Here is a 14,973-nt window from a genome sequence, read left to right as displayed (position 1 = left end):
ATTACTCCCCATTTAGATAAAACAATCTTAGTCTATCTAACCATAAAAAATTTCCATCTTTTACAGAATTTGAAACTTTTAATGCCGTTCCACTCGGTTCTTCATAGCGATGGTAGTTTTGATATTCCTCACTAACCCACATAATACCATAATAAAATAGGACCGTGCACCCCGTGAATAGTATAAAAACCTTGACGGTCTGAAAAGCCGCTTTCATGAAATCACCCATAAGTCATCCCCCAAACAAATTAGCCTAGTAAAAGATATGCCAATTTGTCCAGGTTTTATACCTTAGTGATCTTCTTTTATGCTAAAAATCACTCTCAAATATCATTTTCAGATTCATAGATAGAAAAAAGCCCTTTTTTTCTATAAAAGGACTTTTACGATTATTCTTCTATTTCTTCTTCTTTGCTCTTGTCCTGACATCGGTAACAGATGCCATGAAAAGTAAGACGATGATCTTTTATTTTAAAATTCCACCTATCTTCTACTACAGCCTCGACATCCTCAAGCAAGTCTTCTTGAATCTCATCAACAGCTCCACACTCAATACATACTAAATGATGATGAAAATGTGCAGCTCCCTCCTGACGCAAATCATAACGAGATACACCATCACCAAAATTAATTTTATCGACTATTTTTAGTTCAGTTAATAATTCTAGAGTTCGATATACAGTTGCTAAGCCAATCTCAGGCGATTTTTCTTTAACGAGGAGGTATACATCTTCTGCGCTTAAATGATCCTCTTCATTTTCCAGCAATACTCGAACGGTTGCTTCTCGTTGAGGTGTTAGCTTGTAACTCGATGAATGCAACTGCTTCTTTATTCTTTCGATTCTAGTTTCCATTCGAAGTCCTCCCTCGCCACTGCTAATTCTCATTATAACAGAAGGCAAAAGAGATTAAAAATAAAATAATTATAAATAAGATAAAATAATAATTATTAAATAATAACTATTATAAACCTATAGAAGTGATAACAGATTCCATTAACCAAGGTGATAAGTATGCTTCAATCCCAGAAGCTGCCGAAATAAGAATAAACGCTGCCACTAAGGTAATAATATAGCGTTTAAAAAAAGGGTATATGGGTTCCCCAATCTTTTTGAGAAACTGTCTTCTAATCATTCTCAGTGAAAAGATGACTGAAAAGGAAGCCATTAATATGAAAACGGGAATGATAATTAAATTTTGTGGAAGGATGGATACAAACGCTAGCATAAATCCTTTAAGACCCATCTGACTGACTAAAAAGCCTACGGTAAAACCAACAACCATCCCTTTAATAAATAATATAATGAGAATGACAGGGAGGCCGATAATTGATACTCCTAGAATCCAAATTAGACCGATAAATTTACTGTTATGAAAAAAGCTTTGCATAAAGAGGTCGTTGTTGTCAGCTGTTTTTCCTGTTGAGATTTGTCCAAAGAATTGAGATAAATAATAAAACAGATCCTCTTTTTGTGTAAAACTCATACTATTTACCACAATTGCCCCAAAAATGACCCCCATCAAAAATAGTATGACAACAAATAAAAAAATTGAGGAATGCTCACGGAAATAACTAGCGACATCGTTCTGGTACAATCGTTTCTTCATTTGCGATCCTCCTAAACTCTCTGTAATTAGTTATTACATTCTATGCCTATCTAGTAAATCTATGACATCATTTACTAGATTTAAATTTTAACCGCTGGAGTCCCACAGATTCCGCACAAATCAAAAAACCAGCAGAGTTGCATCTGCTGGAGGTTGTTTAAAAAACTTTTTTAATCTGCTATTTTCCCGTATTTTCCACCGCCGCCGGCTGCGAAGTTAATTTTTCCTTCTCTTGCTTTGATAATGAGGTCAGCTATTTTTGGAAGAACAACCTCTTTTAAAGCTTCACCGGGAACTTTGTGTAAGATTGCCATCTCTGAACCAAAGTGGTTGACCAGTTTCTCAAGTAATTTAGGCCCTAATCCAGGTACGAACTCTAGCGGTACTTGATGGACATATGGAGGGCGGTTCGTTGGAGATGTATTTGCAGTTTTCAGTTCAAGGATTCGATCCGCGACTCCCTTAACAATATGTTTATGTCCGCACTGTAGGCAGATTTGATCTTCTTCACCAGCAGGCTGTAAGCATTCTGCACAAACGGTTTTATGATATTTACCTAGCAGCGGGTCTAAGCCATAGTTCGCAGCTATTCCTCTGCCTTCCTCACGTTTTAACGCTTTCTTCAATTCCTTAAAGGTTGGCTCTACCATCTTCACCACCTGGTATTCACGTGCAATTTTCGCTAATGAATGGGCATCAGAATTTGTCACAAATGTATACTGGTGCAGTTCTTTTATTTGATCTGCCATCATGCTGTTGGAGCTTAGCCCAAGTTCAATCGCATCAATCATATCTGGATCAAATACTTCCGTTAAGGATCGGTTTACACCTTTACCATACAAGCTTTTATAAGGAGTAAATACATGTGCCGGAATAAAAATCCCGCCTAATGCTTTCACCTTCGATTGTAAATTTAAACCCGTCACATACGTTCGTTGTGAGCTAAGTTGAACATTCTTCAAATGGCCCGAAAGCCAATTAGAAAATTCCCGCATCACCTTAATCGTCGGAAAATAGCAAAGAACATGGATCGGCCCATTGCATTGCTCATCGTAAATTTCTAGTTCTGAGCCGGGAATGACGGTTAAATCTCCAAAAAACAGCCCTCCATCTGGATGTTCAACAATATCTCCATTTGTAACTAGACTTTCCATTTCTAGTATGACTTCTGGAGAATGGCTGTCAATAATCCCAACCATATTTAAGCCTTTTTCATGTCGTGCGTGTTCAATGATATTCGTAAACGTTAGCGATTTTGCACCGGTTATTTTAACCGGCTTACCAGTCCATGTCCTTCCGATATGAATATGTAAGTCTACATAGTAATGATTCATGTTCTTCCTAATACCTCTTGTAATTGTAAGTATTGGACAGCATAAGCCGTTTTCGCATCGTATATTCTTTGCTCTTTAACATATTGAACGGCCTCAGGTAATGTTAATTCAACAAGATTGACGAACTCATCTTCATCAAGTGCTGCCGAGTCCTCCTTCTTTACCAAGCCCTTCGCCACGAAGAGATGAACAATTTCATCAGCAAATCCTGGTGATGTGTAAAAGGAGAGTAAAAGTTCGAGGTTTTCACAAACATATCCAGTTTCCTCTTCTAATTCGCGCATAGCACATAAAGAAGGTTCTTCTCCTTTTTCCAGCTTCCCAGCAGGTATTTCCACAATCGTTCTTTCTAACGCCTTCCTATATTGCTCCACCATCACAATCTTTTGATCATCTGTAACCGCTAATATTGCTACAGCACCTGGATGCTTAACAATCTCTCGTTTGGACTGTTTGCCATTAGGCAGTTCTACCTCCTGCAGATGAAGGCTAATGACCTTACCAGAGAAAATTTCTTCACTATGTAATGTCTTTTCTTCAAGATTACTCATTTATTATCAGCTCCTGTTCTAACCCACCCTATTATGCTCATACATTTTACCATATCAGATTGGAGGGGTATTAGTGAAGGTTTATGTTCATGAAAAAGGAATTATCATTTCTGGAAAATGCTGGGGAGTATTACGCAAATTACAAGAATACAATAAGCAATATGCCACTGTTACCGATTGGATTCAAGATGTGGCAAAAAAATAATATCGTTCCATTTGTAGTCTTCCCTGTTCTTAATTAAAATTGTAAATAAAGAATGGGGTGATTTTAATGAAGAAAAGAAGGTTAGGCAAATCAGAACTATATGTAACAGAACTAGGCCTTGGATGCATGTCCATTGGCATTGAGGAGAAAACAGCAGAGAAAATAATTCATACTGCGTTAGCTGAGGGGATCAATTACTTTGATACTGCCGATTTATATGATTTTGGGCAAAATGAAAAAATGGTTGGCCAAGCCCTAAAAGATGTACGCGAACAGGTCATTATCGCAACAAAAGCAGGAAACCGCTGGAATCAAGAACAAACCGGCTGGTCTTGGGATCCGTCCAAAGCCTACATTAAAGAAGCTGTAAAACAAAGTCTAAATAGAATAGGCACTGATTATATTGACCTTTATCAGTTGCATGGCGGTACGATGGAGGATTCGATTGAAGAAACGATTGAAGCGTTTGAAGAATTAAAGGACGAGGGTTTTATTCGTTATTATGGCATCTCTTCGATTCGCCCAAATGTCATTCGTGAATATGTAGAGAAATCTAATATTGTGTCTGTCATGATGCAATATAGTCTTCTAGACCGCCGGCCGGAGGAAGAAGTACTTCCGCACCTTCAAGCAAATGACATCAGTGTTGTTGCACGAGGACCATTGGCAAAGGGATTACTTAGTGAGAGAATGCTGGAAAAAGCATCACAGAAGGGCTACCAGGATTATAGTTATGAAGAATTAGCAGAGGTGCTACCAGCATTAAAGGAAAGCTTGGCATTTCCTCGTACCCTTACAGAGGTTGCCTTCCAATATAATTTAGCAAATCCAGCCGTTGCCTCCGTCATTGCTGGAGCAAGCAGTGTTGAACAGGTGAAGAATAACGCTAAAGCTGTCAGAGGAAATCCTCTGACAAATGATGAACTTGCTGTTATTAAAGCTATTGCGAAAGAAACCTATTATCAGGACCATCGTTAAGAAGGAGAGCTGCTAAGCTCTTCTTCTTTCTCGTCTAATTTTTAAATTCCTTCCAGTTCATTCCACTTTCATTTAGAAGCTCTTCAAATGATTTGTTTTTCTCCTTCAAGCGTTGTTCCTCACGCTTTCTTTGCTGTTCCTCTTCCTTCCTTCTTTCCTCAGCAGCTTTCAATTCATCCTGCTGTTCCTTTAACTGTTTAATTAAAGCTGGATTAATCATATCTTTAAGCGTAACCGCTGCTTCGTCTTTCTTCGGTTTTGATTGAGTTTTTTGTTTTTGTCTCTTTTTCATACTAAACTCCTCCATAAAAAAGTCTCCGGTAGTATTATACCATTTTAGAAAAAGAACAGACTTTAATTTGTCAAAGTTTATTCTATTCTTGCTATTCGGAAATTATTTCCACTACAATAAAGTTATGAAGGTTCAAGGGGGAAAATGATGCTGAATTTACCTGAGAAAGTAACGATTATTGAGGTTGGCCCGCGAGATGGACTGCAAAATGAAAAGTTATTTGTTCCTACAGCTATTAAAGGGGAGTTTATTGCGGGGTTGAGACATGCTGGTCTTAAGGAAATGGAACTTACCTCGTTTGTTTCTCCTAAATGGGTATCGCAAATGGCAGATGCGGCTGAAATTGTTAGAGACTGCCTTAAGCCTGATGCGCTAGATATTGTCTTAGCACCAAACAGAAGAGGTATTGATCGTGTTTATTCAACAGATTGCAGGGCTGTTGCCGTTTTTGTAGGTGTCAGCAATACATTTAATCAAAAAAATATTAATAAAACTACTGCTGACAGTCTTTTAGAGCTTAAACCGATCATTAAAGAATTAAAAGATAAAAACTACTATGTCCGTGCTTGTATTTCTACCGCTTTCTATTGTCCATATGAAGGAAGAATTTCAGAGTCTGCTGCCTTAGAGCTTTGCCGTGAATTTGTCGGTGCTGGTGTGGATGAGTTAAGTGTCGCCGATACCATTGGCATGGCCTCACCAAATGAGGCGTATTCCCTGTTCTCAAAATTAAAAATAGAATTTAGCGAAACCTTAATAACCGCTCACTTCCATGATACACGCAAGCTTGCACTAGCTAATATATTGGCCTCTCTACAAGCAGGTATTGATCGGTTCGACACCTCCGCTGGCGGACTTGGCGGCTGTCCGTTTGCTCCAGGTGCTGCTGGGAATGCAGCAACAGAGGATGTTGTATACATGCTTGAGCGAATGGGAATACAGACCGGCGTCGACCTTAACAAGCTCGTTCAGGCACTTGAAATCATCCTTCCTCATCTTTCAAGAAAAATTGAAACCGGATACTTCAAGCTTCATGCTAACACCATTTAATTTTTGGATATTCAGTATTAAGCTTTGCGCCTATGCATAATCGTCCTTCTTGATAAGCATGTTATAAGTGAAACCATCTCAGGAGGGAGTCTTAACAATTATGAGCCAAAAACGGGATAAAGGATACAGCCAAAAAGGTAAAGACTATTCAGAATCTGCTGGTACCGGAAAGCGGATGATTTCTGCTGAAGAAATCGAAAAAGCCATTCACCCTACCAAACGCCAAAATTCAGAGCAATAAAGTGAAACTTCCATCAGTGCGGGTTTTTTCCTCCTCCACTGATGGTTAGTTGAACTTATCGGGCATTTACGGGCAGTTATCCCCCACCTAGATTTCTCGTTTTCACTCATAACCTTGAGGTGGGGGCTTACTGCCCGTTAATGAGGGATAAGATTTGCAACTTTAAGCCGCTAAATGGAGTTAGCGGCTTTTCCTATGGTAAAATAAAAATCATCCGAATTTACCAAATGCTGGTGATACTCTATATTAGGAGGTGTTCTTGTGCGTAAGCTGCTGCGGGCTCTTCTTATCTCATTCTTATTCACTTTTTCTTTAGGAATCTATTTCACAAATAGACTTATGTATATGAAAAAGAAGGATGAGCATTTTATTGTCATGCGGGAAAAAGAGGCAGGCAGATTTGATCCGGATCGATTTGACTCTCTTTCAAAGCGTGAAGTAACCATCGCTTCCGCCTTCGGATATCCAATTAAAGCTCTGCTTGTCGAGCCGCACGAGTCCAACCGTTATGTCATTATTTCTCACGGAGTAACAGAAACAAAAATCAATTCAATAAAGTATATGAATCTTTTCTTAGAGCGCGGGTTTAATGCAATTATTTACGATCACCGGCGCCACGGGGAATCTGGCGGCAAAACAACCAGCTTTGGACATTATGAGAAGTTTGATTTAAAGGCAGTTACTGATTGGCTTAGAAGAGCGAAAGGCCCTGATCTCCTGCTTGGAATTCACGGCGAGTCGATGGGAGCAGCGACAATGCTTTTGTATGCAGGTATGCTTGAAGATGGTGCGGATTTTTATATTGCTGACTGCCCATTTTCCGACCTAAAGGAACAAGTTTCCTACCAGTTGGAAAAAGATTTTAAGATGGTTCCTAAGCTATTAATTCCGATTGCAGACATTATTCTGCGCGTACGTGACAAATACTCCATTAGAAATGTTTCTCCGATATCGGTTATACAAAATATCAAACATCCCATTCTGTTTATTCATAGTGAGCATGATGATTTCATCCTTCCGACAATGACAAAGGAATTGTATGAACAAAAACAAGGACCAAAGATGCTATATCTAGCTGCTAACGGTAAGCACGCTCAATCCTATAATGAAAATCCTAAAGATTACGAGCGGGTCATTGACGAATTTTTGTTAAAATACGTCGAACAATCTTAGCCCTCACACTTGGCACATTGCTTGCAATTTCCTCCCCTTCCATATAATCTCAAAGAGAATATGATTTTTGTATAAGGGGTGCTAGAGGATGACAAAGGTTCAAATCAAAGTAAATGACAATGGGTCATTGCGAATTTCTGGTGATGTCGAATTAGTAGATGGAGAAGGTAAGGTCTATGAAACAAAGCCTGCCTTTTCGCTATGCAGGTGCGGATTGTCAAATAACAAACCATTTTGTGATGGATCGCATAAAGGAAAATTCGACTCACAAGTTCGAGTTTCGCAAGATTAATCTAAAAAAAGCGGCTTTTGCTTAAAGTCGCTTTTTCTTTTGTTATCCATTTGTTAGGCGGATGTCGGCGATATTTGAAAGTGGAATCCGGTGACCTTCTTTGAAATGGTCGACAATATGGAGCTTTTGCCCTACTTCATCCCAGTAATGAATTTTCCCAATGACAATTTCATAATTTCGATTCCGGTAATGGGTAATCGCAACAAGCTGATTAAATTCAATTGCCTCCGCTAAAATCACATTCATAAGCTCCAGCTGCTGTTCATCCATTTCTCTTTTCTCTTCGTCCTGATCTTCTTTTACCCAATCCCTAAGCATTTTAACATGCTCAGGAAGCATCATCGAAGTCCATTTGATTCTCCCGCGATCACGAATCATAAATTCTACTCTCCTTCTTGTCTTATCTACTAGCTTTAGACATTTACCTTTCTGCTATCGCTTATGTCCGCCAACGAGCGTGGCTCGGTGCTTAGCAGTTCCTGCAGCCGTATAAGAAACAGCACGCAGCAGCGAACCGGAACCAAATCGCCTGCGGACTGAATCGACTACATATCCCAGTTTTCTTCGTTTATAAGCCCCCATGTCAAAGAGGTCAAGCTGCAGTTGATGGTCATCTACCATATTTCCAATCGTAATCGAAATTTGTCTCACGGTCTTTCCGGTGTAATGCTCATGAAATAATTCTAGACAAACGCGATATAAGTCCATTGTCACATTCGTCGGCTGCTTGATTGTTCTAGAGCGGTGAAAGCCACCTCCTAATTCATCTTGACTATAGCCAATCCCAAGACTGATGGTCCTCCCTGCTTTCCGATGAGATCTCGCTCTTCGTGCGACCTCCTCACATATTTCTAAAATCACATGCTTGATTTCCTCTTCCTCCTTATAATCTCTTAATAAGATTTGACTTTTCCCGAAACTTATTTGCCCTGCGACAATTGGTGCTCCTAATTCTGAAAGGTCGACACCCCAGGCATGATAGTACAGCTGATTGCCCATGATTCCAAATTTCTTCTCAAGCTTTCCTAAATCATAGCGAGCGAGCTGGCCAACAGTAAAAATACCCATTCCATTTAATGTCTTTTCAACCCGTCTGCCAATTCCCCACATTTCCTTAAGCGGTGATACATTCCAGAGCTTTTGCTGAACATCTTCGTATGTCCATTCAGCAATCCCCTGTTTTTTTGCTTCTAGATCAAGACATAGCTTTGCCATCAGCATATTTGGACCAATTCCAACAGCACACGGCAGTTGGAATTCACGCTCGATATCAGCCTTCATTTTCTCGGCAATCGTTTTTGCATCCCCCCACAAATGAATAGCTCCATCGACTTGAATAAAACTTTCGTCAACACTATACATATGAATCGCTTCCTTTGGCACATAGCGATTAAACACACGGGTGATTTCTGTCGAAATACGTAAATAGGTCGACATTTTAGGCTCGACAACTTGAATACGGGGGTCATCAGGAATCTCAAAAAGCCTCGAACCCGTTTTGATTCCGAACTCTTTTTTCAAACGTGGTGAAGCTGCAAGCACAACACTCCCATTCCGCTCTTTGTTGCCGGCAACAGCCAGGTAGCAGTTCAGAGGATCCAGGCCAAGTATCACAGCCGAACAACTTGCATAGAAGCTCTTCATATCTATACATAAAATTTTATTTTTCGGTAGCGCACTGTAATCAACCATGACTATTTCCTCCACACTAAAATAAGAACACCCGTTCTAGAATATTATATTCATATCTTAAGCGAATATGCGTTCGTATTCAATGGAAAATTTTTGAGAAAGCGCTATAATATTCTAGAGGTGAAGTGAATGGAGAAACTGCTAATTATCAAAATGATCAAAAATTGCTTTAAACAGTATTATACCGAGTCTGATTCACTGCCATTGAGTAATGAAGACCTAGAGAGCCTTGCGGAACAAATCATTCTAATAAAAAATGAGCAGCCTAAGTCCGATCTGTACGAGGTTGTAAACGATATCGTTTATGAATTTTTGACTGGATAAGTGATATTAGAGCTGCGGCTGAAGCTAAAAAATCTTCAAATTTCCTCCTAAGCGGGGATATTTTGGCTTGAGAGCGCATTAGACCAAAATAGGAGCAATATGAGCGCTAATCCTCACTAATTGGATCAAATACACATAAATTCCCTCAAAACCCTTGATATAGAATTTCATCATGTTAGTATAAGGGCATTGGAAAAAACAAGAACAAAAACACGAACGAGTTGGGAGAGATTGGATGATAAATAAAAAAAAGATTGCCTTTCTAGGAGCGGGTTCTATGGCGGAAGCTATGATTTCAGGAATTGTGGAAGCTGGACAGATCCCGCAAAATCAAATTTACGTATCCAATCGAAGTAACCTGGAGCGATTACAACACCTTGAAGAAGTGTATGGGATTAACGGGCTAACGAAAGAAGACTTACCTTTAGGTAAAATGGATATAATCGTCCTCGCAATGAAACCAAAAGATGCAGCAGCCTCTTTACAATCCATCAACCATTCCATTAAGCCACATCAACTGATTTTATCAGTATTAGCTGGAGTTACAACATCATTTCTAGAACAACATTTACCACCAGGACAACAAGTCATTCGGGTGATGCCGAATACATCTAGTATGATTGGTGAATCTGCTACCGCCATATCTTCAGGAGCAAACACGTCAAAACAAAACATGAATATTGCAGCAAAGTTACTTCAAAGTATTGGAGAAGTGTACGTGATCCCTGAGGAAAAAATGGATGTTTTCACAGGAATAGCTGGAAGCGGCCCTGCTTACTTTTATTATTTAATGGAGCATATGGAAAAAGAAGGTGTAAAAGCCGGATTAAATAAAGAGATCACTCGTGAGATTATTGCACAAACAATGGTTGGTGCGGCAAGAATGATTCAGGAAAAAGATCAAACACCTAAGGTTCTTAGAGAAAATGTTACATCACCAAACGGGACAACAGCTGCAGGTTTAGATGCATTGGCAAAGCACGGCGGTGGCACGGCAATTGCTCAAGCAATTAAGGAGGCCGCTAAACGCTCTAAAGAAATCAGCTCAAACCTAATTGTTCAAGTTGAGAAAGATAGTAGAACAGCCATATAGCATTGGTGCAAAAACAAATATCCGAATTTTCCAAAAAGAGAAATAAATAAAAATTGATACTGGAGTGATTTGATGATCCGAAACACAAAGAAACAACGGATCGTAATTAAGATCGGCAGCAGTTCCCTTACAAGTCGACATGGAGAAATCAGCAGAAAAAAACTTGAGAAGCTGGCAGATGAAGTTGTCTATTTAAAAGACATAGGCCATGAAGTGGTGCTAGTTTCCTCAGGAGCTGTCGCTGCAGGATACCGCAAACTTGGCTGCCTAGAGCGACCGCATACATTACCGGAAAAACAAGCGGCCGCGTCAATTGGTCAGGGATTATTAATGGAATCTTATTCAGAGTTATTTTTATCCCATGGCTATATTGCAGCACAAATATTAATCACTCGAAGTGATTTTTCAGACGAAGTTCGCTATACAAATGTTCGAAACACCCTAAATGTTTTACTTGAAAGAGGAATGATCCCCATCGTCAATGAAAACGACACCGTTACAATTGATCGTTTAAAATTCGGAGACAATGATACCCTTTCCGCAAAAGTAGCTGGCTTAGTTGATGCCAATCATTTAGTTATCTTATCTGATATCGACGGGATGTATAACGCAAATCCCACTTCGAACGCTAACGCTACTCTATTAGAGCTTGTGGAAGAAATTACCCCTGAATTAGAGGCCGCAGCTGGCGGCTCTGGAAGCTATGTGGGTACAGGTGGAATGAAGTCAAAGATTGAAGCGGTTAAAATTGCCATGGCCTCAGGGATTCCAACATTTATAGGGAAAGCAAGCAGGAAGAATATTGTCATCGATGCTGTTTCAGGTATGGCTAAAGGTACTTACTTTAAAAGAAAATCAACTTCAAATAAGTTAAATCAAAAGAAAAAGTGGATTGCCTTCCATTCAGGCCCCGAGGGCGACATCGTCATTAATCAACCCGCAAAGGAAATAATGATAAAAAATCGTCAAAGCTTAACCGTTTCCGGCATCCACCAAGTAATGGGGAAGTTTGAAAAAGGATCGGTTATTCGCGTAAATGATTGTCAGGGTACTGAAATAGGTCTTGGTATTGTCAATTATTCATCTGCAGAATTAAAGAAATTACTAGAGCAGAAGGTAATCTCAGCTATAACACCGGAATTCGCAATAAAAAAGGAAGATTTTGTCTGCCATTCAGAAGCACAAATAACAGTATAAAAGAGTAAGGTGAGAAATTGGGAGGGATTATATGTCAAAGTTAAAAGAACGAACATCTGTTGAACTACAGGCAATAGAAGCGAAAAAAGCTGCAAAACAGTTGAGCCTTGCCTCAACTGAAGAGAAAAACAAAGCATTAAACCTATTGGCAGATACGTTGGAATTACAGCATCAAGAAATTTTACAAGCAAACAAAAAGGATTTAAAAGAAGGCCGGGCAAAAGGGTTTTCCGATTCTCTCATGGATCGATTAGCACTTTCAAAAGAGCGTATCTTCGATTTCGCTGAGGGTCTACGCCAAGTTGCAAAATTAGAAGATCCAACAGGCATAACCGAGTCCAGCTGGACGCTGGATAATGGGCTGGCTGTATCCAAGATTACAGTCCCGTTGGGTGTTATCGGAATGATTTATGAAGCCCGCCCAAATGTCACAGTAGATGCTGCAGGATTAGCCTTAAAGTCAGGAAATGCCATTATCCTTAAAGGTGGGTCATCAGCCATTCACTCTAATAAAGCACTTGTGAAAACAATGCATACAGCCCTAGACAAAACAAAGATTCCAAAAGAAGCCATTCAATTTATCGATCGGACAGATCGTGAAGCAACACAACAATTATTTACCATGAATGATTATATTGATGTATTAATTCCCCGTGGCGGTGCCTCATTAATTCAGTCTGTTGTCAAGAATGCAACCGTTCCTGTGCTCGAAACTGGAGTTGGAAATTGTCACATTTACATTGATTCCGATGCCGATGTAAAAAAAGCATTGCCAATACTCGTAAATGCTAAAACAGATCGCCCCGCTGTCTGCAATGCAGTAGAAACAGTCATTATTCATAAGGATTGGCTTACCAAACATAAAGATGCTCTCGTAAAAACATTGAATGAACATTCAGTCACTATTCATGCTGATGAGCGAGCAATTGCTACTATTCCAAATGCAGTTTTAGCCGGAGAAAATGATTGGGCAAATGAATATTTAAGCTTGGCCATCGCCATGAAAGTTGTCGACCATCTAGATGAAGCCATCAGTCATATTGAGAAGTATGGCACAAAGCATTCTGAGGCCATTATTACTGAAAATGAACAAGCAGCGGAGAGATTTATGAAAATAGTCGATGCCGCTGCACTATACCACAACGCTTCGACTCGTTTTACAGACGGCAGTGCATTAGGATTTGGAGCAGAAATTGGCATTTCTACCCAAAAGCTCCATGCCAGAGGTCCAATGGGATTACCCGCACTAACCACCGTTAAATTCTTAATAAAAGGAAACGGCCAAATACGCTAGCAGTTGTCCCTTGTGAAATGGACTTGAAAGGAGGTGAGAAAGATGGACTTAACATCAGCAACTTGGGCTTGGCTTATGATCCCCATGCCGCTTCTATTAGTATTATCATTTATTAGTTATTATTCTACCAAAAAGGAGAGTGTGACCAAACATGAGTATTAATTTACCAACTTTGATCTCAATCATCATTTATTTAATCGGAATGGTAATCATCGGCTGGATGGCAGCAAGGCTGACAAAGAATCTATCTGATTACGTTCTGGGCGGAAGGCGCCTCAGTGCAGGTGTAACCGCGTTAAGTGCAGGAGCCTCTGATATGAGTGGCTGGCTAATGCTAGGATTGCCAGGAGCTATCTACGTAAGCGGTATGGGTTCCATCTGGCTGCCAATCGGCTTGGCCATCGGTGCGTATATAAACTGGCAGTTTATTGCTAAACCATTGCGTGTATATACTGAAGTAGCAAATGATTCAATTACGGTACCAGGGTACTTTGAAAACCGCTTCCGTGATACGTCAAAATCACTAAGGGTAATCTCTGCAATCGTCATTCTAGTATTCTTTACATTCTATACATCTGCAAGTCTTGTTGGCGGTGCCATCCTATTAGAAAATTCATTTGGAATGGATTATATACTCGCATTATGGATCGGAGCAGCCGTTATTGTGTCCTATACCTTTTTTGGCGGCTTCTTAGCAGCCAGCTGGACAGATTTTGTTCAGGGAATTTTGATGTTCTTAACTTTAATTATTATTCCAATTGTAGCAATCGGTGAGCTTGGTGGTTGGAGCGAAACCATTCAAAGAATAGGAAATATTGATACGTCCTACCTAAATGTTTACTCAGGTGCGACTGCAATAGGTGTTATCTCGCTATTAGCATGGGGTCTTGGTTATTTTGGGCAGCCACATATAGTCGTCCGCTTTATGGGAATTAAATCAACAGGGAAAATTGCAAAAGCACGATTTATCGGAATGGGCTGGATGATTCTTTCCTTATTCGGTGCAATCTTTGTTGGTTTTGCAGGTATTGCTTATTTCGCGGATGCACCACTAGCAAACTCTGAGACTGTTTTCATTATGTTTTCACAAGTTCTCTTTAATCCATGGGTAGCTGGATTTTTACTTGCAGCCATTCTCTCAGCAATCATGAGTACAGTTGACTCACAATTACTCGTTTCTTCAAGTGCACTCGCACAAGACTTCTATAAGTCCATATTCAGAAGAAATGCTTCCCAAAAGGAAGAAATGATTGTTGGCAGAATTGCTGTTCTAGGCATTGCCGTTGTTGCAATCCTATTAGGCTACAATCCTGAGAGCAAGGTTCTCGAGCTTGTAGGCTATGCATGGGCAGGTTTTGGTGCTGCCTTTGGACCTGTTATCATCCTGAGTCTGTTCTGGAAACGAATGACTAGGAATGGTGCACTTGCTGGTATCATCGTCGGGGCCCTGACCGTTATTATTTGGTCACAGATTAGTGGCGGCCTATTCGATTTATATGAACTAGCACCTGGATTCTTATTAGGAGCTCTTTCCATCGTAATCGTCAGCCTTATAGACAGAGCCCCGTCTAAAGAAATTGAGGAACAATTCAGCACCTATAAAGCAAAGCTAAAAGAAGCCTAAAACGAGACATCCCTTTTCAAAATTG

19 protein-coding genes are annotated in these 14,973 nt (G+C 39.9%); 11 read left to right on the top strand and 8 right to left on the bottom strand.

The features are described 5' to 3' along the window. Nucleotide 1: 1 nt before the first annotated feature. The 5 genes from BTR25_RS10155 to BTR25_RS10135 all read right to left on the bottom strand — a co-directional run bounded on the left by BTR25_RS10155 (nt 2) and on the right by BTR25_RS10135 (nt 3,493). A complete protein-coding gene (locus BTR25_RS10155) occupies nt 2-229 on the bottom strand; it encodes a YqzK family protein (RefSeq protein ID WP_075687964.1) in 228 nt (75 codons plus the stop codon). A 160-nt stretch (nt 230-389) separates the two neighbouring features. Then, nucleotides 390-854 (bottom strand): ferric iron uptake transcriptional regulator, encoded by a 465-nt coding sequence (gene fur / locus BTR25_RS10150; protein ID WP_075687963.1) that lies wholly within the window; start codon nt 852-854, stop codon nt 390-392. A gap of 109 nt (nt 855-963) precedes the next feature. Continuing rightward, complete coding sequence (gene spoIIM / locus BTR25_RS10145; protein ID WP_075687962.1) at nt 964-1,608, bottom strand: stage II sporulation protein M; 645 nt, start codon at nt 1,606-1,608, stop codon at nt 964-966. Nucleotides 1,609-1,778: 170 nt separating this feature from the next. Then, nucleotides 1,779-2,942 (bottom strand): endonuclease Q family protein, encoded by a 1,164-nt coding sequence (locus BTR25_RS10140; RefSeq protein ID WP_075687961.1) that lies wholly within the window; start codon nt 2,940-2,942, stop codon nt 1,779-1,781. Beyond that, nucleotides 2,939-3,493 carry an NUDIX hydrolase gene (locus BTR25_RS10135; RefSeq protein ID WP_075687960.1) on the bottom strand — a complete coding sequence of 185 codons (555 nt, stop codon included), beginning with the start codon at nt 3,491-3,493 and terminating at the stop codon, nt 2,939-2,941. Before BTR25_RS10135 ends, BTR25_RS10140 begins: the two co-directional genes overlap by 4 nt. Before the next feature lie 73 nt (nt 3,494-3,566). Here BTR25_RS10135 and mciZ point away from each other — a divergent pair, with 73 nt between their 5' ends. Then, nucleotides 3,567-3,698, top strand: a complete 132-nt coding sequence (gene mciZ, locus BTR25_RS10130) for a Z-ring formation inhibitor MciZ (RefSeq protein WP_075687959.1) — start codon at nt 3,567-3,569, stop codon at nt 3,696-3,698. A gap of 66 nt (nt 3,699-3,764) precedes the next feature. Beyond that, complete coding sequence (locus tag BTR25_RS10125) at nt 3,765-4,676, top strand: aldo/keto reductase (RefSeq protein ID WP_075687958.1); 912 nt, start codon at nt 3,765-3,767, stop codon at nt 4,674-4,676. Between the two features lie 34 nt (nt 4,677-4,710). Here the strand turns inward: BTR25_RS10125 and BTR25_RS10120 are convergent, their stop codons facing one another. After that, a complete protein-coding gene (locus tag BTR25_RS10120; protein WP_075687957.1) occupies nt 4,711-4,968 on the bottom strand; it encodes a YqkE family protein in 258 nt (85 codons plus the stop codon). Between the two features lie 144 nt (nt 4,969-5,112). Here BTR25_RS10120 and BTR25_RS10115 point away from each other — a divergent pair, with 144 nt between their 5' ends. The 4 genes from BTR25_RS10115 (at nt 5,113) to BTR25_RS10105 (ending at nt 7,724) form a co-directional block, all read left to right on the top strand. Next, complete coding sequence (locus tag BTR25_RS10115; protein ID WP_075687956.1) at nt 5,113-6,018, top strand: hydroxymethylglutaryl-CoA lyase; 906 nt, start codon at nt 5,113-5,115, stop codon at nt 6,016-6,018. 100 nt (nt 6,019-6,118) lie between these two features. Further along, on the top strand, nt 6,119-6,259 hold the full coding sequence (locus BTR25_RS27535; RefSeq protein WP_175596748.1) for a hypothetical protein: 141 nt from the start codon (nt 6,119-6,121) through the stop codon (nt 6,257-6,259). 261 nt (nt 6,260-6,520) lie between these two features. After that, the gene (locus BTR25_RS10110) at nt 6,521-7,432 is read left to right on the top strand and encodes an alpha/beta hydrolase (RefSeq protein ID WP_075687955.1); all 912 of its coding nucleotides are present in this window, start codon (nt 6,521-6,523) and stop codon (nt 7,430-7,432) included. Between the two features lie 88 nt (nt 7,433-7,520). Continuing rightward, a complete protein-coding gene (locus BTR25_RS10105; protein ID WP_075687954.1) occupies nt 7,521-7,724 on the top strand; it encodes a CDGSH iron-sulfur domain-containing protein in 204 nt (67 codons plus the stop codon). A 42-nt stretch (nt 7,725-7,766) separates the two neighbouring features. Here the strand turns inward: BTR25_RS10105 and BTR25_RS10100 are convergent, their stop codons facing one another. Together BTR25_RS10100 and BTR25_RS10095 are read right to left on the bottom strand one after the other, a co-directional pair. Continuing rightward, complete coding sequence (locus tag BTR25_RS10100) at nt 7,767-8,102, bottom strand: YolD-like family protein (RefSeq protein ID WP_075687953.1); 336 nt, start codon at nt 8,100-8,102, stop codon at nt 7,767-7,769. 54 nt (nt 8,103-8,156) lie between these two features. Then, nucleotides 8,157-9,416 (bottom strand): Y-family DNA polymerase, encoded by a 1,260-nt coding sequence (locus BTR25_RS10095; RefSeq protein WP_075687952.1) that lies wholly within the window; start codon nt 9,414-9,416, stop codon nt 8,157-8,159. Between the two features lie 129 nt (nt 9,417-9,545). Here BTR25_RS10095 and BTR25_RS10090 point away from each other — a divergent pair, with 129 nt between their 5' ends. The 5 genes from BTR25_RS10090 (at nt 9,546) to putP (ending at nt 14,948) form a co-directional block, all read left to right on the top strand. Further along, complete coding sequence (locus tag BTR25_RS10090) at nt 9,546-9,740, top strand: YqzH family protein (protein WP_075687951.1); 195 nt, start codon at nt 9,546-9,548, stop codon at nt 9,738-9,740. Between the two features lie 235 nt (nt 9,741-9,975). Then, entirely contained in the window at nt 9,976-10,833 is an 858-nt protein-coding gene (proC, locus tag BTR25_RS10085) for a pyrroline-5-carboxylate reductase (protein WP_075687950.1), read from the top strand. Nucleotides 10,834-10,905: 72 nt separating this feature from the next. Further along, entirely contained in the window at nt 10,906-12,030 is a 1,125-nt protein-coding gene (gene proB, locus BTR25_RS10080; protein ID WP_083652321.1) for a glutamate 5-kinase, read from the top strand. Between the two features lie 31 nt (nt 12,031-12,061). Next, a complete protein-coding gene (locus BTR25_RS10075) occupies nt 12,062-13,324 on the top strand; it encodes a glutamate-5-semialdehyde dehydrogenase (RefSeq protein ID WP_075687948.1) in 1,263 nt (420 codons plus the stop codon). Nucleotides 13,325-13,475: 151 nt separating this feature from the next. After that, entirely contained in the window at nt 13,476-14,948 is a 1,473-nt protein-coding gene (putP, locus tag BTR25_RS10070) for a sodium/proline symporter PutP (protein WP_075687947.1), read from the top strand. Nucleotides 14,949-14,973 lie beyond the last annotated feature (25 nt).

The organism is Bacillus sp. MRMR6, from assembly GCF_001940785.1.
Classification (GTDB): domain Bacteria; phylum Bacillota; class Bacilli; order Bacillales; family Cytobacillaceae; genus Neobacillus.
The sequence above is the reverse complement of the archived record's forward strand: the minus strand, read 5'-3'. Positions and strand labels throughout refer to the sequence as shown.